The sequence below is a fragment of the Arthrobacter sp. 05T420 genome, assembly GCF_056396305.1.
This window is the reverse complement of record NZ_JBFTLG010000023.1, coordinates 39,929-60,799: the sequence shown is the minus strand read 5'-3', so window position 1 is coordinate 60,799 and position 20,871 is coordinate 39,929. Positions and strand designations below refer to the sequence as shown.

General features: G+C 66.6%; 18 protein-coding genes. 13 read left to right on the top strand and 5 right to left on the bottom strand.

Annotated elements, in window-relative coordinates; all coding sequences use genetic code 11:
* Nucleotides 1–60: 60 nt before the first annotated feature.
* Nucleotides 61–1,794, top strand: coding sequence for a SulP family inorganic anion transporter (locus AC1DEM_RS19695; protein WP_476885972.1), 1,734 nt, complete (start codon nucleotides 61–63; stop codon nucleotides 1,792–1,794).
* Nucleotides 1,795–1,917: 123 nt separating this feature from the next.
* On the opposite strand, the gene AC1DEM_RS19690 is transcribed toward AC1DEM_RS19695, so the two are convergent.
* Nucleotides 1,918–2,745 (bottom strand): CPBP family intramembrane glutamic endopeptidase, encoded by an 828-nt coding sequence (locus AC1DEM_RS19690; RefSeq protein WP_476885971.1) that lies wholly within the window; start codon nucleotides 2,743–2,745, stop codon nucleotides 1,918–1,920.
* Nucleotides 2,746–3,137: 392 nt separating this feature from the next.
* On the opposite strand from AC1DEM_RS19690, the gene AC1DEM_RS19685 reads away from it, so the two are divergent.
* Together AC1DEM_RS19685 and AC1DEM_RS19680 are read left to right on the top strand one after the other, a co-directional pair.
* A complete protein-coding gene (locus AC1DEM_RS19685; RefSeq protein WP_476885970.1) occupies nucleotides 3,138–4,025 on the top strand; it encodes a pullulanase X25 domain-containing protein in 888 nt (295 codons plus the stop codon).
* A gap of 161 nt (nucleotides 4,026–4,186) precedes the next feature.
* On the top strand, nucleotides 4,187–4,984 hold the full coding sequence (locus AC1DEM_RS19680; protein ID WP_476885969.1) for an alpha/beta fold hydrolase: 798 nt from the start codon (nucleotides 4,187–4,189) through the stop codon (nucleotides 4,982–4,984).
* Between the two features lie 304 nt (nucleotides 4,985–5,288).
* On the opposite strand, the gene AC1DEM_RS19675 is transcribed toward AC1DEM_RS19680, so the two are convergent.
* Together AC1DEM_RS19675 and AC1DEM_RS19670 are read right to left on the bottom strand one after the other, a co-directional pair.
* Entirely contained in the window at nucleotides 5,289–7,178 is a 1,890-nt protein-coding gene (locus AC1DEM_RS19675) for an alpha-glucosidase (RefSeq protein ID WP_476885968.1), read from the bottom strand.
* Nucleotides 7,179–7,307: 129 nt separating this feature from the next.
* Nucleotides 7,308–8,558: a mechanosensitive ion channel family protein gene (locus AC1DEM_RS19670; protein ID WP_476885967.1), complete on the bottom strand. Its 1,251-nt coding sequence runs from the start codon at nucleotides 8,556–8,558 to the stop codon at nucleotides 7,308–7,310.
* Nucleotides 8,559–8,779: 221 nt separating this feature from the next.
* Between AC1DEM_RS19670 and AC1DEM_RS19665 the strand changes: the two genes are divergently transcribed.
* The gene (locus tag AC1DEM_RS19665; protein WP_476885966.1) at nucleotides 8,780–9,526 is read left to right on the top strand and encodes a hypothetical protein; all 747 of its coding nucleotides are present in this window, start codon (nucleotides 8,780–8,782) and stop codon (nucleotides 9,524–9,526) included.
* Between the two features lie 14 nt (nucleotides 9,527–9,540).
* Entirely contained in the window at nucleotides 9,541–10,443 is a 903-nt protein-coding gene (locus tag AC1DEM_RS19660) for a hypothetical protein (RefSeq protein WP_476885965.1), read from the top strand.
* A gap of 144 nt (nucleotides 10,444–10,587) precedes the next feature.
* Here AC1DEM_RS19660 and AC1DEM_RS19655 read toward each other — a convergent pair whose 3' ends face one another.
* Nucleotides 10,588–10,851, bottom strand: coding sequence for a YegP family protein (locus AC1DEM_RS19655; RefSeq protein WP_476885964.1), 264 nt, complete (start codon nucleotides 10,849–10,851; stop codon nucleotides 10,588–10,590).
* A gap of 240 nt (nucleotides 10,852–11,091) precedes the next feature.
* Between AC1DEM_RS19655 and AC1DEM_RS19650 the strand changes: the two genes are divergently transcribed.
* From AC1DEM_RS19650 to AC1DEM_RS19640, 3 genes are all read left to right on the top strand, one after another.
* Complete coding sequence (locus AC1DEM_RS19650) at nucleotides 11,092–11,409, top strand: acylphosphatase (protein ID WP_476885963.1); 318 nt, start codon at nucleotides 11,092–11,094, stop codon at nucleotides 11,407–11,409.
* A 225-nt stretch (nucleotides 11,410–11,634) separates the two neighbouring features.
* A complete protein-coding gene (locus tag AC1DEM_RS19645; protein WP_377988253.1) occupies nucleotides 11,635–11,970 on the top strand; it encodes a cupin domain-containing protein in 336 nt (111 codons plus the stop codon).
* Between the two features lie 170 nt (nucleotides 11,971–12,140).
* Nucleotides 12,141–13,499: a diacylglycerol/lipid kinase family protein gene (locus tag AC1DEM_RS19640; protein WP_476885962.1), complete on the top strand. Its 1,359-nt coding sequence runs from the start codon at nucleotides 12,141–12,143 to the stop codon at nucleotides 13,497–13,499.
* Between the two features lie 83 nt (nucleotides 13,500–13,582).
* On the opposite strand, the gene AC1DEM_RS19635 is transcribed toward AC1DEM_RS19640, so the two are convergent.
* Nucleotides 13,583–15,211 (bottom strand): PucR family transcriptional regulator, encoded by a 1,629-nt coding sequence (locus AC1DEM_RS19635; RefSeq protein ID WP_476885961.1) that lies wholly within the window; start codon nucleotides 15,209–15,211, stop codon nucleotides 13,583–13,585.
* 133 nt (nucleotides 15,212–15,344) lie between these two features.
* On the opposite strand from AC1DEM_RS19635, the gene AC1DEM_RS19630 reads away from it, so the two are divergent.
* The 5 genes from AC1DEM_RS19630 (at nucleotide 15,345) to AC1DEM_RS19610 (ending at nucleotide 20,867) form a co-directional block, all read left to right on the top strand.
* Entirely contained in the window at nucleotides 15,345–16,616 is a 1,272-nt protein-coding gene (locus AC1DEM_RS19630) for an alpha-hydroxy acid oxidase (RefSeq protein WP_476885960.1), read from the top strand.
* A 124-nt stretch (nucleotides 16,617–16,740) separates the two neighbouring features.
* On the top strand, nucleotides 16,741–17,652 hold the full coding sequence (locus AC1DEM_RS19625; protein ID WP_476885959.1) for an ABC transporter substrate-binding protein: 912 nt from the start codon (nucleotides 16,741–16,743) through the stop codon (nucleotides 17,650–17,652).
* A complete protein-coding gene (locus tag AC1DEM_RS19620) occupies nucleotides 17,649–18,668 on the top strand; it encodes an amino acid ABC transporter permease (protein ID WP_476885958.1) in 1,020 nt (339 codons plus the stop codon). Before AC1DEM_RS19625 ends, AC1DEM_RS19620 begins: the two co-directional genes overlap by 4 nt.
* Nucleotides 18,665–19,432: an amino acid ABC transporter ATP-binding protein gene (locus AC1DEM_RS19615; RefSeq protein WP_476885957.1), complete on the top strand. Its 768-nt coding sequence runs from the start codon at nucleotides 18,665–18,667 to the stop codon at nucleotides 19,430–19,432. Before AC1DEM_RS19620 ends, AC1DEM_RS19615 begins: the two co-directional genes overlap by 4 nt.
* Before the next feature lie 70 nt (nucleotides 19,433–19,502).
* The gene (locus AC1DEM_RS19610; protein WP_476885956.1) at nucleotides 19,503–20,867 is read left to right on the top strand and encodes an MFS transporter; all 1,365 of its coding nucleotides are present in this window, start codon (nucleotides 19,503–19,505) and stop codon (nucleotides 20,865–20,867) included.
* Nucleotides 20,868–20,871: the final 4 nt, after the last annotated feature.

Below are 20,871 nucleotides of genomic sequence, written 5' to 3'. Positions count from 1 at the left end.
CGGGCCGGTTCACCCTTGCCGGGGGATGCGCCGGGCGGAGCCGCGCGGCAGAGTGCAGATATGACCAAGACCGGACAGCGGCGCAAGGGTTCGCTGCGCAAGGTGATGCCTGGACTCGATGTCCCCGCCACATATCAGAAGGACTGGTTCGGCAAGGACGTCGTCGCCGGAGTCGTCCTGGCGACGTTGCTGGTTCCCCAGGGCATGGCCTATGCGGAACTGGCAGGTTTGCCGGCGATCACCGGGCTGTACACCACCATCCTCTGTCTGTTCGCCTATGCGGTCTTCGGCCCGTCCCGCATTCTGGTGCTGGGACCGGACTCCGCACTCGGCCCGATGATCGCCGCGACGGTCCTGCCGGTCGTCGCCTCCGGCGGCAACCCTCAGAAGGCGGTGGCGCTCGCGTCGCTGCTCGCGATCATGGTCGGCCTCATCATGATCCTCGCGTCCGTGGCCAAGTTTGGCTTCATCGCCGACCTCATCTCCAAGCCCACGATGATCGGCTATATGAACGGCCTCGCAATCACCATCTTGGTGGGCCAGCTCCCGAAACTCTTCGGGTTCAAGGTGGACAGCGACAACTTCATTGGGGACCTGGTCGGCTTCGTCGAGGGCGTGGCCAACGGCGAAACAGTGGTCGCCGCCGCAGCAGTCGGCATCACCGGAATTGTGCTGATACTGGCCCTGCAACGGTGGCTGCCCAAGGTCCCTGCGGTGCTCGTCATGGTGGTCCTCGCGATCTTGGCGACGTCCGTGTTTGACCTCGCCAATAAGGGCGTCTCCCTAGTCGGGGAACTCCCGCGAGGTTTCCCGCCGTTCACCATCCCGGACGTGACGTTGCAGGACATCGGGCTGATGTTTGCCGGCGCCCTGGGCATTGCGTTGGTGTCCTTGACGGACACGATCTCGAATTCGACGGCGTTCGCGGCGCGCTCCGGCCAAGAGGTTCATGGCAACCAGGAAATGATCGGCATCGGTGCCGCGAACCTGGCCGTGGGCTTCTTCCAAGGCTTCCCCGTGAGCACCAGCGGCTCCCGGACCGCCGTCGCCGAACGTTCCGGCTCCAAGACGCAGCTCACGGGAGTGACGGGCGCCGTGCTGGTCCTCCTCATGCTCGTGCTGATTCCCGGGCTGTTCCAGAACCTGCCACAGCCGGCTCTGGCGGCCGTGGTGATCACCGCATCCGTGTCCCTGGCCGACATTCCTGGAACGGTGCGTCTCTGGCACCAGAGACGAACCGAGTTCTACCTGTCCCTGGCCGCCTTCCTCGGGGTGGCGTTCCTGGGCGTTCTGCCCGGCATCGGCATTGCGGTGGGGCTGTCCATTCTGAACATCTTCCGCCGGGCGTGGTGGCCGTATGAGACCGTGATCGGGCGGGTGCCGGGTTACGAAGGATTTCACGACATCCGCGTCCACCCCGACGCGAAGCACCTGCCCGGCCTGGTGATCTACCGGTGGGACGCCCCGTTGTTTTTCGCCAACGTCCGGCCGTTCCGAGACAACATCCGGCACCTGGCACTAACCGAACCCAAGCCGCGGTGGATTGTCATCGCGGCCGAACCGATCACGGACGTGGACACCACCGCCGCGGACGTATTGCTCGATCTCGACGTCGAGCTGAACGCGCAGGGTATCAACCTGGTCTTCGCCGAGCTCAAGCACAGGACCCGGGAGAAGATCGAACGGTACGGCCTTACCCGCGAAATCGAGCCCGAGCATTTCTATCCGACCACCGAAGCAGCCGTAGCCGCCTACATGGCCCAGACCGGGGCAAAGTGGAGCACCGAGGACTGAGAAGTGCCTGGGCGGAACGGTTCTGGAGCCTGGGAGCAGTGGCCTAGGAATCGCGAAGGCCAGTCCGGCGGCTGGGGCAATGGGCCCGGCATGGGACGGCAGTGGTGAGGACATGATCCCTCCTTAGCGGGGAACGGGATCTGATCCGGAACGGACCAGCACTGAGTCGATGGCGGAGGCAGGCGCCGTACGCCAGGCGCCCCGGTCCAGGAGGACGGTAGTGAGGACCGCGAGGACCACGACGGCGAAGTAGATGAGTTCCGCCCGATCAGCCGCGGCACCGGAGAAGCCGAAGGAACCCACCGTGAACGTGCCCTGGCTGATGTGGAAGAGGTAGGTGAGCAGCACGCTCCCGCCGGTGCGGTTGAACAGCCACACGTAGAGGAAGGTGATGGCGAAGGTTGTGGGCAGCCCGATCACGCTGAGCTGGCCGAACAGGACCAGCGGAAGATGCCAGAGAGACACCACTACGCCGAGGAGCGCCGCGGACCGCAACGGATTCCACCGGGCCTGGAGCAGGGGCAGGGCATAACCGCGGAAACCGGGCTCCTCGCCCAGGGGGCCGTCCATCGGATTGACCAGCCGCACTGCAAAGACAACAAGGAGCCCGGACCAGCTCACTTCTGCCAGCCCCGGAGCCGGCGCGCCGAGGGCCATGGTGGCGAATCCGGTGAGTAGCGCCATCACCGCCGGGAGGAGGAGGGCTACGGCGTACCAGATCCAGCCCACCCGCCACCGGATCAGCCGCCGGCCCCACGCCCGGTAGCCGGCCCTTCCCTCTGCGAGGCCAATGATGATCAGCGCCGACGCGAGCGGACCGATCGGCAGGAATTCGAACTGCGGCATCAGCCCGGCCGCATAGAGCGGCCAGGAGCACCAGGAAATCGCGAACGCCAGGACAAAGAACGCCGGGAGGCGGTGACGCTGCAGCCAGACCTTGAATCTCGGCATGACGGCTCCTGAGCAACGGCTCCTTGAGCAACAGGGACGAATACGGCTCATTGTCCGCCGGCGGGCACTCCGGGTCCAGCACTGCCAGGTCCAGCACTGCCAGGTCCAGCACTGCCGAATCCCGCGCTCCGAATCCAGCGCCCTGGGTCCGACGGTGCCGATTTCAGTGCTGCCGAAGGGGACATCTCAACTCCAGCACTGCCGGAAGGGCATGGCGGCCAAGAGTACTCCGACGTCAGGCTACTCGCGGGTAGCGGTGAGTTTGTCCCTCGCGTACCCCGCTCAGCCCTGTCATAGTGGGTCACGACACATAGAGTTAACGGAATCCGCTCGCAAAAACTAGCCTTTCCTTGGCAAAATGCAGGTGGATCAATTGCTTCTAAAGGAGACCCATGGGCGCGAACACCGCGGAAAACACCAACCTTCGGCTCAAGGCCGTGCTTGATGTCTTGGCAGAGGAGGTATGGACTGGCGAGAAGCTGAACGCCGGGGCCGTACTGGGCGAGGCAATCGCACGGGTGCCCCTCAACGACCACGAAAGCGAACTCCTCAGCGGCGGCATTCCCCGCGGCCACAAGACGCTGACCACCGCCACCTCCAAGCTGGTCAAGGCCGGCTGGCTGGTCAAGGGCCGCTCCGGCTGGTCCATCACCGATGAAGGTCAGCGCGCCACGGTTGCTTTCGCCGAGCCTGTTGCCTTCGCTGCGGCGCTCGACGCCGGCACTGCAGTTCCGGCCGGCACTCCGCTGCCGGCTGCTCCCGCGGTAAAGCCGGTGAGAGCCGCAAAGCCGGTCGCCATCGCTGACGAAGCCCCGTCGAAAACATCGAAGGTTGCCGGCAAGGCCGCCAAGCTCATCGAGGACGCTGTGGCCCCTGTGGCCAAGGCTGTGCGGAAACGCAAGCCCGCTGCCCAGGCCCCTGCGGCGAAGGCTGCGTCAGCCGAAGCTCCGGCGGCGCCGGCTGTCAGCGTCGAAACCATCGAGCAGCCGGACGCCGTCGCGGTTGCCGGTGACTTCAACGTCCTGATCGGCGCGCCCGCCAACTGGGCGCCGCAGTATGACGAAGCCCAGATGGAACTGGACCAGGTGGACCAGCTCTGGAAGATCGCCGCGGACCTCCCTGCCGGCTACTACACCTTCAAGATCGCCCTGAACCGCTCCTGGGACGAGAACTACGGTGCGTTCGGCGTCTTCGACGGACCCAACCACGAGGTCCACCACGGCGGCGGGCTCTTGGTCATTCAGTACGATCACAGCACCCGGGACATCGTCCTGCCGTAGGCACCGACACCCAATACTCCTGCCGACGCGCAAATGACCCTGCGATACCCGAATTCGGGTGTCGCAGGGTCATTTGCGCATCCTGGGTCATTTGCGCATCGTGGGTGGGTTGGCGCGTCCTGAGCCTGCCCGGGGACCGCGGACCGACCTAGCATTGCTTCATGGATACCGTCGAGGTTGCGGGCCTACGCATCAGGTACCAGCGTGCGGGCCAGGGTCCGTCGCTGGTCTTGCTGCACGGCGCCTACGAAGACAGTCGGATCTGGCGGCGGCAGCTCGAGGCGCTGTCGAATGAATTCGCGGTCTTCGCCTGGGATGCGCCCGGGTGCGGCGGCTCCGACGATCCGCCGCAGGACCTCACCGGAAAGGACCTGGCCGACGTCCTGGCCGGATTTCTGCGGGAAGCCGTGCCGGGCAGGCCGCACATTCTTGGGTTGTCCATGGGCTCCGGGATTGCGCTGGAGTTCTACCGGGCATACCCGTCAATCCCGGCGTCGCTGGTGCTGGCCTCGGCGTATGCCGGCTGGGCGGGATCTCTGCCGCCCGAGGAAGTGGAGCGCCGCTACGCGCAAGTCCTGGCCGAACTCGAGCAACCGCCGGAGCAATTCATCCCCGTATGGCTGCCCACTTTGTTCACCGACCGTGCCGATCCGGAGGCGGTGCAAGAAACCAGCGCCATCATGGCCGACTTCCATCCAAGCGGCATGCGGGCACTGTTGAACGCGAACGCACATGCCGACTATCGCGATGTCCTGCCCACCATCGCGGTGCCCACTCTGCTGCTGTACGGTACGGAGGATGTCCGCGCGCCGCTCAGCGTGGCCCGCGAGATGAACCGGCGGATCCCGGGTTCGACGCTCGTGATGATTCCCGACGTCGGGCACATGGCCGCCGTTGAAGCGCCGGACGCCTTCAACGCCGAGGTACGCCGGTTCCTGCGCGGAGTGACCGCTGGTTGACGCCTGCTAGAACCGGGTCGGGTCCGGCCGCGGCGGCACCGGGCCGGGATCCGGAATTGGGAGAGGATTGGGCGGCGTCGGGAACGGCCCCGGTTCCGGTGACGGCGTGGGTGCGGGGCCAGGTACCGGCTCGGGCCCCGGAACCGGCGGGGGCGTGACCGGGCCAGGCTCGGGCGGGAACGGGTCCCCCGGCTCCGGCTGCGGCGTCGTGGGACCCGGTTCCGGCGGAAACGGATCGGGTTCGGGGGGCGGCGGAATAGTCATATCGAGCTTCCTTTCGTAGCTGGTGTTCCGGATACGGCAATCAGGCGTCTTTGCGCCGGCGCAAGACCCGCAGTTCCCAGGGCCGCAGGCGCATCGCGCCGGCGGCGGCAGCCCCGGCCCGCATCGCGCCCGAGCCAGCGCCGCCACGCACAGCACTCGTGGCTGAGCCGTCGGCACCGCCGCTATCGGCAGTGCCGCCGTCGGACGGATAATTGCCCAAGACCAGCTCGGCGTTCTGCCAGGCCGCGTCCCCGAGCTCTGCGTCCCGCTCCTCGCCGGAGAAGTTGCCCAGAACCAAAAGCTCCGTGCTGTCTGAAGGAGTGCCGGGGGAGCCATCTGAACCGGGCCCAGCCAGCGCCCGGGTGAACGCGTAGATGTGCGGGTCGTCTGGCAGGAGCATGCTGAAGTTCCCGTGGGAGACCACAGGTTCGGCGTGCCGCAGCGCGATGAGCTGGCGGTAGAAGCTGTAGACCGAATCCGGATCGTCCACCTGGGCCGCTGCGTTGATGTGGTTGGCGTTCGGGTTCACCGCGATCCAGGGGGCCCCCGTGGTGAATCCGGCGTGCCGGGAGGCGTCCCATTGAACCGGGGTGCGGGCGTTGTCCCGGTTGAGCGGCGCGAGGGCGGCGAGGACTTCGGCGTCGGTGTGGCCGAGGTGGGTGGTGGCCTCGCGGTGGTGGTTGAGGACCTCGATGTCGCGGTAGTCGCTGATCGCACCGAAGCTCATGTTGGTCATGCCCAGTTCCTCGCCCTGGTAGACGTAGGGCGTGCCCCGGTGCAGGTGCAGGATGCCGGCGAGCATCTTGGCGGAGAGTTCGCGGTACCGCGGGTTGTCGTCGCCGAAGCGGGACACGGCGCGGGCCTGGTCGTGGTTGCCCCAGTACAGGCTGTTCCAGCCGGTCTTGGCCAGGCCGTCCTGCCAGCATCCCAGGGTCTGCTTCAGCTCGGTGAGCAGGAGCTTTTTGGGCCGCCATTTGTCGCCGCCTTCCTGGTCCAGGGCCACGTGCTCGAACTGGAAGACCATGTCCACCTCGGCCCGGGCGGGGTCGGTGTACAGGACGGCGTCGGTCACGCTCACGCCGGGCATTTCGGCCACGGTGAGCAGCTCGCCGCTGCGGCCGGCGAAGACTTCCCGGTGCATCTCCTGCAAGAACTCGTGCATGCGCGGGCCGTCGATGTAGAACGGGCTGCCGTCGCCAAAGAGCTTGCCGTCCGCGACCGGGCCGTCCGGGAGCGCGGTGTCCTTGGAGATGAAGTTGATGACGTCCATCCGGAAGCCGTCCACGCCCCGGTCCAGCCACCAGTTCATCATCTCGTAGACCGCCGCGCGGACCTCGGGATTTTCCCAGTTCAGGTCCGGCTGCTTCTTGGAGAAGATGTGCAGGTAGTACTCCCCGGTGGCCTGGTCGAACTCCCACGCGGGCCCGGAGAACGCCGAGCCCCAGTTGTTCGGCTCCGCGGCGGTGCGCCCTTGGGAGGCACCGGCGTCGGGCTCCCGCGGCGGCCGCCACCAGTACCAGTCGCGCTTCGGGTTGTCCTTCGAGGACCGGGATTCGACGAACCAGGGGTGCTCGTCCGAGGTGTGGTTGACCACCAGGTCCATCACCAGTTTCATGCCGCGCGCATGCAGCCCGTCGGTCAGTTCCCGGAGCTCGTCCAGGGTGCCGAAAAGCGGATCGACATTGCGGTAGTCGCTGATGTCATAGCCGTTGTCGTCCTGCGGGGAGGTGTAGATCGGTGAGAGCCAGACGACGTCGACGCCCAGCCGCTGCAGGTAGTCCAGCTTGCTGATGATGCCGCGGAGGTCCCCGATGCCATCGCCGTTCGAGTCGGCAAAGCTGCGCGGGTAGATCTGATAGACGACGGCGCTCTGGAACCAATCGCTGGCAGCCGCCTTTAGTGTTTCGGCGGGGGCTTGTTCGACCGTCATGGGGACTCCTCAGCTGGTCCTGCAGACAATGCGGGCAGCTACTGCTGTCCCGCCAACGTCTGATTATTGACCAGTTGGCGGAGGCTGGGAAGACCTGTCCGGTCCGCGGCCGAGTAGAAGCGGCCCGGCCTAGTTCTGTGAGGCGATGGCGTTGTCACGGTCCTCGAAGACGTCCTCGCCCGGACCGGAGAAGGCCTTGGAGCGCTGGATCGCCTCGATGGATCCGGTGAACAGCTGGGAGTCGTGCGGGTCCGGGTGCCGGTGGTGCTCGGCCGTGGCAGTCTTGCCCGGACGTTTGGCGCCCGTCCCGGCGTCGGAGGCGTTGGAGGAAGCCGTGGCGGAAGCCGCGGACGGCAGCGATTCGAGTCGCACGTGGGGGAGCGCCGTCGGGTGGTCCTGCTGCAGGAACAGCACCAATTCCTCCCGGATCAGGCAACGGAGGTCGAACAGGGAGGCACTGTCGGCCGCGCTGACCAGAATGCGCACGCGGACAAAGCCGGCGGTGGCGTCCGTGATCTGCAGGACCCCCACCCGCTGGTCCCACAGCGGGGTCTCGGCCAGGACCTTCTTCAGCTCGCCGCGCATCGCCTCGACCGGTGCGCGCCAGTCGAGGTCAAACTCCACGGTGCCCATGACCTCGGACTGCCGCCGGGTCCAGTTCTCGAACGGGGTGGTGGTGAAGTACGTTGAGGGCAGGATCAGCCGGCGGTCGTCCCAGATGTGGACCACCACATACGTCAGGGTGATCTCCTCGATGCGGCCCCACTCCTTCTGGACCACCACCACGTCGTCCACCCGGATCGCGTCCGTGAAGGCGAGCTGGATGCCGGCGAAGACGTTGACCAGGGAGGTCTGGGCGGCGAGGCCGGCGACAATCGAGATCACGCCCGCGGAGGCCAGGAGCCCGGCGCCGAGGGCCTGGATCGCGGGGAATGTCAGCATCACGCTGCCCAGGGCCACCACTACGATCAGGGCGACGCCGATCCGCCGGGCCAGGATCACCTGGGTGCGCAGCCGCCGGGCGCGGCGGTTGTCCGCGACATCCACCCGGTACCGGTTGAGGACCATCGCCTCGATGATGAGAAGCATGGCGATGGCCAGCCAGGCCAGGGACGCGATCAGCGCAATCAGCAGCAGATGGTCCAGGCCGTGGCGCCATTCGAGGTCCCCGGTGCTTGTGGCCAGCGCGATCCGCACGGCCACCAGGCAAAGCGAGAGGCGCAGGGGCATACGGGCGACGCGGGACGTCTCGCGCAGTTCGGGTTTGCTGCGGTTGAGCCGGAGCACAAGCTTGCGCACCAGCCAGGACAGGACGAGCCCGGCAACCACGGCGAGGGCCATGGCCAGGAACGGCATTGCTTGTGTCAGGAACTCTTGCATTAGTTAAGCTCTAGCAAGCTTCCGCGGGCAATTGAAATCGTCCGGATGTCAACGTGGGTCCGGTCACGCCGCGGCAGAAGCCACGGCAGCGGGTGGCAGTCACGGCACGCTGCGGCGCGTTCCGGCCGGTTCTCGCCGCCAAACCGGGACTTTTGGCTCTTGCTTTTGCGCCCGGACGTTCCAGAATGGTCGAACCACTTGTATCCCAGGGGGAGGGTGACATGCGTCGTCTCGCGGCGTTCGGCTCAGCGGCATCGGCCGGTTTCTTGGTTGCGGCACTGCTCGGCGCCTGCGGGGGTCCCGCGGGTCCGGGGCCGACGTCGCCGGCGATGCCCTCCGTGCCCCCACTGACGTCCGCGCCCGGCGCAACAGATATTGCGCCCACCGACCCGCCCTCGGCACCCGGCACGCCCGCGCCGACGGCGGCCGACTGGAAGACTTTCAAGACCTCCGACGGGAAGCTGGAGTTCGACCACCCGGCCGAGTGGAGCGTGAAGGACCGCGGCGCCGAGGCCTCGCCCGGCGCGGTGTTCCTCGAGGTCCTCACCGCGGGCGGCAAGTCGCTGGCCACGTTGCGGACCAACGTAGCCACAGGCTCGGAATGCACTCAACGGATCCCCTACTCACTGCTAGATCTGGTGCCCGTCCCAGCCTTGGCCCAGCAGGGTGTCACACCGAACTTCATCTTTGAGTTGCGGCTGTATCCGGCAGAGAAGGACCCCATGAAGGCCAACGTCATGGCTTACGGCATCAGCTCGGCGCCCAAACCGTCCGGGCCCGATGCCTGTCCGATCTTCCATTTCTTCACCTGGCCGCCCAGCGGAGCGTCGTTCGGGGGCGTCTACAACCCCTTCGACACCAGCCCGGGCAACGAGGCGAATGTCGACACCCCGGAGGCCTACATGGAGACCTCTGAATTCAAGAACATCAGGAAGATGATCACCTCGCTGCACCCGGCGGGGCAGTAGGACCGGCCCGGGCCATGGTGGGGCGGCAGCGACGCACAGTCTTTCAGGCTCCGTTCGTCTCGGGGCTGCTCCTCACAGGCCTGGTGCTGGCCGGTTGCGGCTCACCGGGGGTGGCGCCCGCAACATCCGGCGCTGCTTCGGCGCCGGATGCTACGTCCGGGGCCCCCCCGTCCCCGGGAAACACTGAGTCGGGAAACACTGAGTCGGGAACCGCTACGCAGGGAACGCAGGGAACCCCGCCGACGGGAACAGCATCGGAAACAACACCGGGGACCACGACGCCGGCCACCTCACCTGCGGAGGGGGCCCCGCCGTCGTCGTCCGGGTGGAAGACGTTCACGACGTCGGACGGGACGCTGAGCTTCGACTACCCGGCCACATGGGTGGTCCGGGATCCGGCGGGCCAGGCGCCGCTGGGCGGTGAGTTCGTGGACGTTGTGAACGGCGCCGGGAAGCAGATGGCCGCGCTGCGCACCAACATAGTCACGGGCGCCGAATGCGGCGATCAGCAGCCGTACTTGCTCATCGATTCGGAACCGATGCAGGCCCTGAGTGAACCCGGCATGGCCGACCAGACTGTGCCGCGCTACGTCTTCGAGGGCCGCGGTGATGCCACAGCCACTGACGCTTCGCCGCCCACCATCGCGTCGTACGGGATCACCATGATGCCGGAGGAGACCGGACCCGTGTCGTGCCCGATGTTCCAGCTGTTCCTCTGGCCACCCAGCGGGGCGCTGTTCGGCCAAGCCTATGACCCGGCGAAGAACACGACGCCGGGGGACCCCGGGTTGCCGTACCTAGAGAAGGCGAAGCTGTACGCCACCACGGCCGAGTACCAGGACGTTCGGAAGATGATCACGTCCCTGCGTCCTGCGAAGGGTGCGGTGACAGGCGCAGTGACGGAGCCGGCAAAGTAGCCGCAGCCGGGCACCGGGCACCCTCAAAGGATGTCCTGAAAGCCGCAAGCCGGGCACGAGGTGCCCTCAATGCCGCTCCTACGAGCCGCAGCCGGGCACAGCTAAGCAGCCGGCCGTGTGGCCGGCTGGCAAGCTAGACGTGAACTACACGGCGGGCAGGTGCCGGTGTAGGTGACGATGGCCCGGGGCCGACGCATTCTTGCTGGCGCGCTGTCCAGTCCAAGGGTTGTTGCGGGCCTCGCTGATCAGCCCGGTACCGGCGCACTCGCGAACGGCCATGATGCCGTTTGCTGCTTGGCGCTTGTCTTCGAATGGTGTGGAAATTGCTAACACGGTCCCGTCGGCTGCGAGCAGCCGGAAGCGCACATTGGATTCGGAGTCAGTGAAGATTTCGAATTGTCCAGCCATTATTTGTCCTTTTTCTGGCAGTTGTAACCGCCGGTGGTAAGGGGAAGAGCACTTCGGGTGTGCTGTTGCAGTGCCGGAAGCTAGCTTTTCGCGGACGGCAGCCGCTCGAAAAGAGGCAAAGGTCCTCTTGTGTCTGGGTGGTGAGACTATGTCTGCACTACCAAACCCGGTCTGCCCAAGCCCTGTATGACCAAAAACTGTGACTAAAATCGGCGCCATTGTGGGCGCTACATTGGGAGCATGACTGAGAAACACCGGGCGCAGTTTCCGGCCGATTCCGGTGAGCCCGTGCGGCTGAACGCCAGGGTCTCCGGTGTGGTTCAAGCGGTTGGCTTCCGGTACTGGACGGTCCGGAAGGCCGAGGAGCTGGGGCTCAGCGGCACGGTCAGGAACAACATGGACGGCTCCGTGGGCATCGTGGCCGAGGGGCCGCAGTCCGTGGTGCTGGAGCTGCGGCGCTGGCTGCGCTCGCCGGAAGCGCCTGGCCGGGTGGACAACGTCGAAGAGTCCGTCTCGGCGGCGACTGGGGAGTTCGGCGGATTCGACGTGGCGTACTAGGGCCAGTGGCGTACTAGAGCTAGGGCGTACTAGGGCTAGTGACGTACTGGGGATGGAACTGTACGGGGCTGCAGCTGTACCCGGCTGCTTGGGCGCTCCCGCGACTCAGAAACGGTGGCCTGAGGTGCATGCCAGGACATCGACCCCGGACGGTGACCGGGTGCGGGCCAGACTCCGGGGCGAAGGACCCTCGGCAGCGCGGCGTGAGGCGAGTACGGTGTGCCCATGCAGAAAATTTCGATCGATGCCCTGGCCAGGCAGCAGATCGCGGCTGCGCTCGCGGCAGGGAGCGGACGGGCTGCTGACACCGTGTTCGGCGGGCACGAGAAAGTTCTGCGCCAGACCGTCATGGCGTTCAGGGCCGGGACGCAGCTGAGCGAGCACCAAAACCCGGGCGAGGCGACCGTGTTTGTGCTCCGCGGCTGTGTTCGCCTGCGGGCCGGCAATGAATCCTGGCAGGGCAAGACCGGCGATCTGCTGATCGTGCCGGCGGGACTGCACAGCCTGGAGGCCGAGGAAGACTCGGCGATTTTGATGACGGTGGCAAAAATCAGGACCTGAACGGCCGGCCCGATTCTGTGATGGCCGCATTCATTCGAGGCGAAGGAGAGGCCGAAAGTGAATTCCAGGGATGGCAGAGAGCTCGGGCGCCCGCACCCTCGACACGGGGAGCGCAGGGCAGAGACCGGGCTGATGGCCGCCGTCGGGGTAACGCAGATCGGGGGCGCGCCATGAAAGTCATACCGTCCATCGAGGAGGTCCCGGAAACCCGGAGGTGGTGGGCCAGGGCGGCCTACGCGGCGGTGATCCTCGCGGTGGCTGTCCCCTTGGTGGCTGCGGGTTTTGCAGGCACCATTGCCCTGGTCGTCACCGGGTTGGGCGCCGTGCTGGTGGCCGTGGCCGCGATCTACTGGTTTCTCATCAGCCGCGGTTTCCTGCGCTGGTGTGCGCTGGCCCTGGCGGTGCTGGCCCCGCTGGTGGTGCTGGCCCTGTATGTCCAGGCGAGCCTGCTCCGCGAGGTGGTGATCGCCCTTGCCCTGGCGTTCGTGGCGGTGGTCTGTGCCCGTGCCGCCCTCCGGGAAAGGGGTGAGGGCAAAGCGATGGCCGAGTACCCCGCTCCCACCTGGCGGCATGCCTTCCTGGTGATGAATCCGCGTTCCGGCGGGGGCAAGGTGGTGAAGTTCGATCTCAAGCGGAAGGCCGAGGAACTCGGCGCCGAGGTGGCCCTTCTTGAAGGTCCCGGACAGGTGGACGTCGACGCGTTGGCCCGGCAAGCGGTGGAGCGCGGCGCCGATCTGCTCGGCGTCGCCGGTGGGGACGGAACCCAGGCGCTGGTGGCCGGCATTGCGGCCGAGCACAACCTTCCCTTCCTGGTGATCAGCGCCGGCACCCGCAACCATTTCGCCCTGGACCTTGGGCTGGACCGGGAGGACCCGACGGGCTGCTTGGACGCCCTTCGGGACGGGGTGGAGCTGCACGTGGACCTCGGCAAGATCAACGGCCGCACCTTCGTCAACAACTCATCCTTCGGCGTGTACGCCGAGGTGGTGCAGAGCCCGGAGTACCGCGAAGACAAGGCCGGAACGGTGCTGCAGATGCTTCCCGACCTGATCAAGGGCGCTAAGGGTGCGCGACTTCGAGCCCAGATGGACGGCATGACAGTGGACGGCCCGCAGGCGGTGCTGGTCAGCAACGGTCCGTACGGCAGCAACGACCTCGCGGGCCTGGGCCGCCGGACCCGGCTGGACCGCGGAGTTCTGGGCGCCGTGGCGCTTTCCGCGGCCAGCACCCGCGAAGCGGTCGGCCTGCTGCGCCGTGCCACGAAGCACGGCCTGATCCAACGAGTCGCGGCGGAGGTGGTGGTCGACGCCGACGTGCCCGAGATCCCCGTCGGAGTGGACGGCGAGGCCCTGCTGATGAGCACGCCGGTGCGGTGCAGCATCGAACCCCGCGCCCTGCGGGTCCTGGTTCCGCAGAACCGGCCAGGCGTCCCGCCGGCCCAGCCCTCCTTGGACCTGGTCCGGCTCCGTGAGCTGGCCTGGGGGCGGCACCCGACCGCGCCGACCGCACCGGCGTCCGCCGGCGGCTGATGCCCCGGGCGGTGACAGAGCCGGGCATCGACAGCGATTGACCGAGCCGCAGCAGGTCAAGCCTCAACCGCGTGAGCCAGCCACTAGTTGTGTCGTGCCCATAACTGCAGCCACACGAGCAGGCGCGTTTCGGCGTCGTCGAGGTCTATGCCGAACAGCGGCTCCACGCGGGACAAGCGGTACCGGACCGTGTTGACGTGCACGTCCAGCGACTTGGCGGCGTCGATCGCGTTGCCGCCGCAGCTCAGGTAGGCGTAGATGGTCTCCTCGAAGGATTTCTTATGCTGTTCGTCGTACGCCGCGATGCTGAGCGCGTGCGCCCCGGGCAGCTGGCCGGCGGCGGTCAGCGCCGAGACGAACTGGCGCAGCAAAAGACGTGAGCCGAGGGAGTCGTCGTCGGCCACGATGTCATCGGAATCGGCGGCAATGAGCCCTTCCGCGACGTTGCGCACCAGCTCGGACAGGACCAGTTCCGCGTTGACCCTGGATTCCTCGAGGCGGTCGATCGTCGCCGCGACGCCCAGCGCGGCCAGGACCGGACGGGAGAGCAACCGGCGCGCATTCTGCACAATCTTCAGGATCGCGCCGCGCTGGAACTGGCGCGACGATTCCGTGGTCTGCGGCAGAACGATGTACACGATGTTGTCCGAGAGCCCGCAGACGGCGGAGGGCAGCCGGATGGCGCAGGCGGTCCGGATGGTGTCGAAGAGCCGGAGGCGGGACTGCAGGGTCTCGGCCGCGATGGCATCGGATGGCCAGATGCCCAGGGCCGCCACACGGATCGACGGCGCCGAGATCCCGAGCCTGATGGCCGCCAGTTCGGCGCGTTTCGGATCGAACAGCAGCGGTTGGACCAGATCAATCTGGCGGGTCAGGTTGGAGACGTAGGTGGTCCGTTTGTGCAGGATGTGGAGCGCGGCCACGTTGGCTGCTTCGCGCAGGATCCGGCTGGCGTCCTCGTTGGGGTGGGCGGCCAGTTCCAGGAGCCAGAGCGAGCCCAGAACGGAGTCGCCGGCCCGGATGGCGATGGCCGTGCGCCGGAGCAGGGGATCCTGGGTCGCCACATCCAGTGCATCGGTGGCGGCATGGACCCGGCGGTAGTCGTTGTCCGTTTCCACGGAATGCGGCACGTGCAGGCTCAGGATGGAATTCCTGCGCGTCTCGTCAATGGGCTGGTCCGGGAGGGTCGAGTACGCCAGGATCGTCTGCTCGGGATCGGCGATCGCGATGGCACCGCCGGCCTGGGCCGCCACCGTGTTGGCGAGGTCGAACAGGTCGCCGGGCCGGATGTCCACCAGGGTCCGTCCCGACTGCCGGTGCGGGATGACTGCGGCATCCATGATCTCCGCGAGCTGGTTCCACGGCACCGAGTCGGAGGCCCGGAACAGCGCCATCCCGTTGTCCCGGGCCGCTGCCCGCAACACCTCGTCCGAGGTGCCGTTGGATTTGTAAACGATGGCCACGTAGCCGGCCTCGCTTAGCTCCCTAATTTTCGCGCCCAGACGCTTGCCGGAGAGGGATAGGCCGATGGCCAGGGCAACGGCGCCGGGAAACCTGGTGGGCCGGGCCGTCGAGTCATAGAGCACCGAACCGGCGACGATCTGCCGGTCATCGGCCGGCATTTCCACGAGGCTGAGAATTTCCGAACCCGCCGAGCGGGCGACGTCGGCCAGCGTGGGCAGGGCGTGCCGCTCCGCCGGAGGCGTCGTCATGGCTTCCCCAAAAAACCCGTTTGGCATTTGCTACTAATCATGGGCCCCTCAATTTGTCGCAATCTCCATAGTGGCGCGGAGCTTCACTTTCTACGCTGAACCATAACGCAGCACAGCAAACGGAAGGCCGTCATTGAAAATCAGCGAAGCCAAACAGCTCATCCAGGTCAAGGCCCCGGTGATTTCCCGCCGACGCCGGGTGCTGGCCAACGCTTTCAATGTGGAGGAATACCGGAAATCGGCCCGCCGGGTCCTGCCGGCCGGCATTTTCGATTATTTGGACGGCGGATCTGAAGACGAGGTGACGCTCCGCCGCAATCGAGCCGTCTTCGACGCGTGGGCCCTGATGCCCAGTTGGGGCCCGGTTTCCGGCCCGGACACCAGTGCCACGCTGCTCGGAAAAGAAAGCGCCCTGCCGCTGACCTTGACTCCGACCGGGGCCACCCGGTTGTTCCATCCCGACGGCGAGCTCGCCGTTGCGGCCGCCGCCGATCGGGCTGGGCTCCCCTACGGACTGGCCGGGCTGAGCACCGTTCCCATGGAGACCATCGCGGAGCGCTACCCGGGTCTGGACCGCTGGTTCAACTTTGGCCTCACCTCCGACGCGCAGGCGATGAAGACCAAACTGGCCCGCTGCGAGGCTGCCGGATTCAACACCTTGATTGTCGGCGTCGACACGCGGGCACTGGGCTCCAGGGAACGGGACCTCCACAACGGCTTCACCGCCCCGCCGGCGCTGACGCTGTCAACCATTGCGGACATCGCCCGGCGTCCTTCCTGGTGGGTCAACTTCCTTCGCGCGGACGGCATCAGTTTCCCGAACCTGGATCCGCAAAGCCCCGCCGCCACCTCCGTGGTCACCCCGACCATGTGGCAGCACATCCTGGGCCACTCGGATGCGAGCAGCGGATGGAAGGAACTCGAGGGGTTGCGGCAGGCCTGGCACGGCAAGATCGTGCTCAAGGGCTGCGTCAACCCGGCCGACGTCGCGAAGGCTTCGGGTATTGGCCTGGACGCCGTGCAGCTGAGCAACCACGGCGGCCGCCAGCTGGACCACATGCTGAGCCCCATGGATGTCCTGCAGGAATCCCGGCAACGCGTGGGCGACTCGATCGAGATCTACGTGGACTCCGGCGTCCGCCGGGGGAGTGACATCCTCAAGGCCCTGGCGCTCGGAGCGGACGCCTGTTCGATCGGCCGGGCCTACCTGTACGGGTTGGTGGCGGCCGGATCGCCGGGTGTCGGACGCATCATTGACATCTTTGGGGACGAACTCCGGCGTACGATGACGCTGGTGGGCGTTTCCAGCATTCCCGAATTGAAGGCGCGGGGCGGGGAAATTCTTCGCGACATCCGTCATTCCCCCGAAGTCCTCGAAACAGCAGCCCCAGGCTCCCGACAGTAACAATCCCGGAACAAAATCAGCCCGAGTAATCGGCCCCAAACAATCAGCCCCGAACAATTCAGCACACAGTGCCCCCCGCAACGTCGCGGGAGTCTCGAAGAATCCCTGAACAGCTAAGGAAACCATGCGCACTCGATACCTGCTTCCCGTCCTCACCGTAGTCACGGCAATGTCGCTTTCAGGCTGCGTCAACAACAGCGAACCTGCCGCCACAGCCGGCGCCCCCGGCGCTTCCGGCACGGCGGACGCCGTCACGGTGCAGAAGAACGACTCCCTCGCGGCGTCGCTTCCGGAGAAGATCAAGTCCGCCGGTGTCCTCAACGTCGGCATGGCCAACAACTACCCGCCCAACGAGTTCAAGGACGACAACGGTGCGCCGGCCGGCTGGGCCGTGGACCTGACCAACGCCCTCGGCGGGGTCCTGGGCCTGAAGGTCAACTTCGACATCGGCACCTTCGACAACATCCTTCCGGCGGTGAAGGCCGGAAAGGACGACGTGGGCGTGTCCTCCTTCACCGACACCCTGGAACGCGAAAAGCAGGTGGACTTCGTGAACTACTACTCCGCCGGCATCCAGTGGGCCTCGCCGAAGGGCAAGACCGTGGACCCGAACAACGCCTGCGGGCTCAAGGTCGCCGTCCAGGCCACCACCTACCAGGACACCCACGAGGTGCCCGCGAAGTCCAAGGCCTGCACCGACGCCGGCAAGCCCGCCATTACCGTCTTTAAGTACGACGCGCAGGACCAGGCCACCAACGCCCTAGTGGTCGGGCAGGTAGACGCGATGAGTGCTGATTCACCGGTGACCCTCTACGCGATCTCCAAGACCAAGGACAAGCTGCAGACCGCCGGCAACGCCTTCGAGGTGGCACCGTACGGGATGCCCGTGGCCAAGGACAGCGCCTTCACCCCGGTCCTGCAGAAGGCGCTCCAGACGCTGATCGATGACGGCACCTACAACAAGATCCTGGCCAAGTGGGGCGTGGAATCCGGTGGCGTCAAGACGGCAACGCTGAACGTGGCAGCTAAAGGGTGACCAGCCATAACCGAGCCGGAACCGCCGTCGGCGTCGAACCGGAGATGACGGACGAGCCGACGCCCATTGTCGCCGTCCCGCTGCGCCATCCCTGGCGAATCCTGGTGGCGGTGGTCCTGGTCCTCATGCTGGCGGTGTTCGTGCTAGACGCCGCGCAGCGTCCGGACTTCGGCTGGCCCGACGTCGGCAAGTACATCTTTGACCGCCGGATCAGCCAGGCCGCCTGGGTGACGCTGACGCTGACCATCTACTCGATGATCGGCGCGATTGTCCTGGGCCTGCTGCTGGCCATCATGCGGCTCTCGCCCAACCCGGTGCTGAAAAGCGTGGCGTGGCTGTACATCTGGATCTTCCGCGGAACCCCCGTCTATGTGCAGCTGGTCTTCTGGGGCATCGTGGCCTTGATCTACCCGGTGTTCACGCTGGGCATTCCGTTCACGACGCCGTGGGTCAGCTTCCCGAACGAGATCTTCACCAACCTCTTCATCACCGCGGTGATCGGACTGGCCCTGAACGAGGCCGCGTACATGTCCGAGATTGTCCGCGCCGGGCTGCTGTCCGTGGATGAGGGCCAGGAGGAAGCCTCGACGGCGCTGGCCATGTCCTGGGGGCAGACCATGCGGTATGTGGTGGTTCCCCAGGCGATGAAGATCATCATCCCGCCCACCGGCAACGAGGTGATCTCGATGCTCAAGACCACCTCGCTGGTGGCCGCGATTCCGTTGAGCATCGATCTCTACGGGGTGTCCCGCGGCATTTCCGCCGTAACGTTCACCCCGGTGCCGCTGCTGATCGTGGCGTCCCTCTGGTACCTGCTCTTCACCTCAGCCCTCATGGTGGGCCAGCACTTCATCGAAAAGCGGTTCTCGCGCGGAACCGGACGGCTCAAGACCGGCAAGGAACCGGCGTCGCCAGGTCCGACGGCGGCATCCGCCACTGTTGGCACGGTTCCCGGCGCGGGTCCGGGTACGGTTCCGGGCGCGCCGCTCGGCACAGATTTTGGAGGTAAGGGATGACCGGCATGCCAATGGTGCTCGCAGACCGCGTTTCGAAGAACTTCGGTACCAACAAGGTGCTGCGCGGGATCAGCCTGGAGGTCAATCCGGGCGAGGTGCTCTGCATCGTGGGTCCCAGCGGTTCGGGCAAGTCCACGTTCCTGCGCTGCATCAACCACCTGGAACGGGTGGATGCGGGCAGGCTATCGGTCGACGGGCAGCTGGTTGGCTACCGTCAGAAGGGGGACAAGCTCTACGAACTGAAGCTCAAGGAGGCCGCCCTTCAGCGCCAGGACATCGGCATGGTCTTCCAGCGGTTCAATCTGTTTCCGCACCTGACGGCGGTGGAGAACATCATCCTGGCCCCGATGCGGGTCAAACGGCTGTCCAAGGCCGCCGCCACCGCACGGGCTAAGGAACTGCTGGAACGGGTGGGACTGGGGGACAAGGGCGACCACTACCCGGCGCACTTGTCCGGCGGCCAGCAGCAGCGGGTGGCCATTGCGCGTGCCTTGGCGATGGACCCCAAGCTGATGCTCTTCGATGAGCCCACCAGCGCACTGGACCCGGAGCTGGTGGGAGAGGTGCTCGACGTCATGAAGGAACTGGCCAAGAGCGGCATGACCATGATCGTGGTGACCCACGAGATGGGGTTCGCCCGCGAGGTGGCCGACACCCTGGTCTTCATGGACGAAGGAGTGGTGGTGGAAGCCGGAGCGCCCCGCCAGATCCTGAGCGATCCGCAGCACCACCGGACCAGGGCGTTCCTTTCCAAGGTCCTCTGACGCCGGGGTTCCGGCGCGGCGTGTGGCGTCCGGTTCGATTTCGGCTGGCGTCGTAGGACAGACTGTTGCCGTGAGCAACTCTCCCCGGACGGGCCTGGCCGTCGCCGGACTCAGCCTGGGCACGTCGCTGAACCCGTTGAATTCCTCGATGATCGCCGTCGCCCTCTTGGTGCTGCGCGAGGACTTCGGGCTCGACGTCGCCACGGTCACCTGGGTGATCACCGCGTTCTACCTCACCTCCGCCGCCGGCCAGCCGCTCATGGGCCGGCTCGCGGATCGCTTCGGCCCGCGGCGGCTGTTCCTGCTGGGCATGGCCCTGGTGGCCGTGACCTGTGCGCTCGCTCCCTTCGCGCCGAACTTCGCGCTGCTGTGCGTCGCGCGGGCCTTCATGGCCCTCGGCACCGCCACCGCGTACCCGAGCGCCGTCGTCATGGTCGCGGCGCTGGCGCGGGAGGCGAACGTGAAGTCCACGCGGCCGCTGGGCCGGATCCAGATGGCGAACACCTCGGCAGCCGCCGTCGGGCCCGTGGTGGGCGGCCTGCTGGTGAGCCTGGTGGGGTGGCAGGCGCTGTTCCTGATCAACGTCCCGCTCTCGCTGGTGGCGATCCTCGTTGTCCGGCGCTTTGCCCCGGCGGACGGTTTCCGGGAGCGCGGCCGGGTATCGGAACTGGTGCGGGACTCGGACCTGCCCGGCATCGGGGCCTTCATCGGTGCCCTGGTGCTGGTGATGATGGCGCTGCTGAATGTGCTGCCCGACTACCGCTGGTGGCTGCTTGGCGGAGGAATGCTCCTCGCGGCGCTGTTCGCGTGGCGGGAGCTGCGGTTCAGCCCGCCGTTCCTGGACCTGCGGCTGCTGGGCCGCAACCGGCCGCTGCTGCTGGTGTACCTGGGCTTCGCGCTGTTCAACGGCGTCTACTACTTCGCGTTCTTCGGCCTGCCCCAGCTGCTGCAGACCGCAGGCGGATACAATCCCGGCGTCGTGGGGTTGCTGATGCTGCCGCTCGCCGCGATCTCCGTGGTCGGGACGCCGTTCGCGGTCCGCGCGATCGACAGGTTCGGCGTGCGGCGGGTGCTGATCGCCGGCGTCGTGCTCCTCATTGCCGCGTCGGCGGCGATGTGGCTGCTGACGGTCTCCCTCGCCGTCCCGCTGGTGCTCGCCCTGACCGCGTTCCTGGGTGCACCCTATTGCGTGGTCGCCATTTCCTCGAGCCAGGGCATGTACGTTTCCACGCGGCCGGAGGAGCGCGGGGTGGCCGCCGGGATCTTCCAGACCTGCCGCTACTTGGGCGCGATCACGGCGACAGTGCTGATCGGCATCTTCTACGGCAGCGGGGTCACCCAGGCGAACTGGGGACTGATGGTGTTCGTCATGCTGGCGCTGGGGGCAGTGGTGTTCATGGTGTCGCTGGCGTGGCGGGAGCGGCGGACAGCCTAGGCTC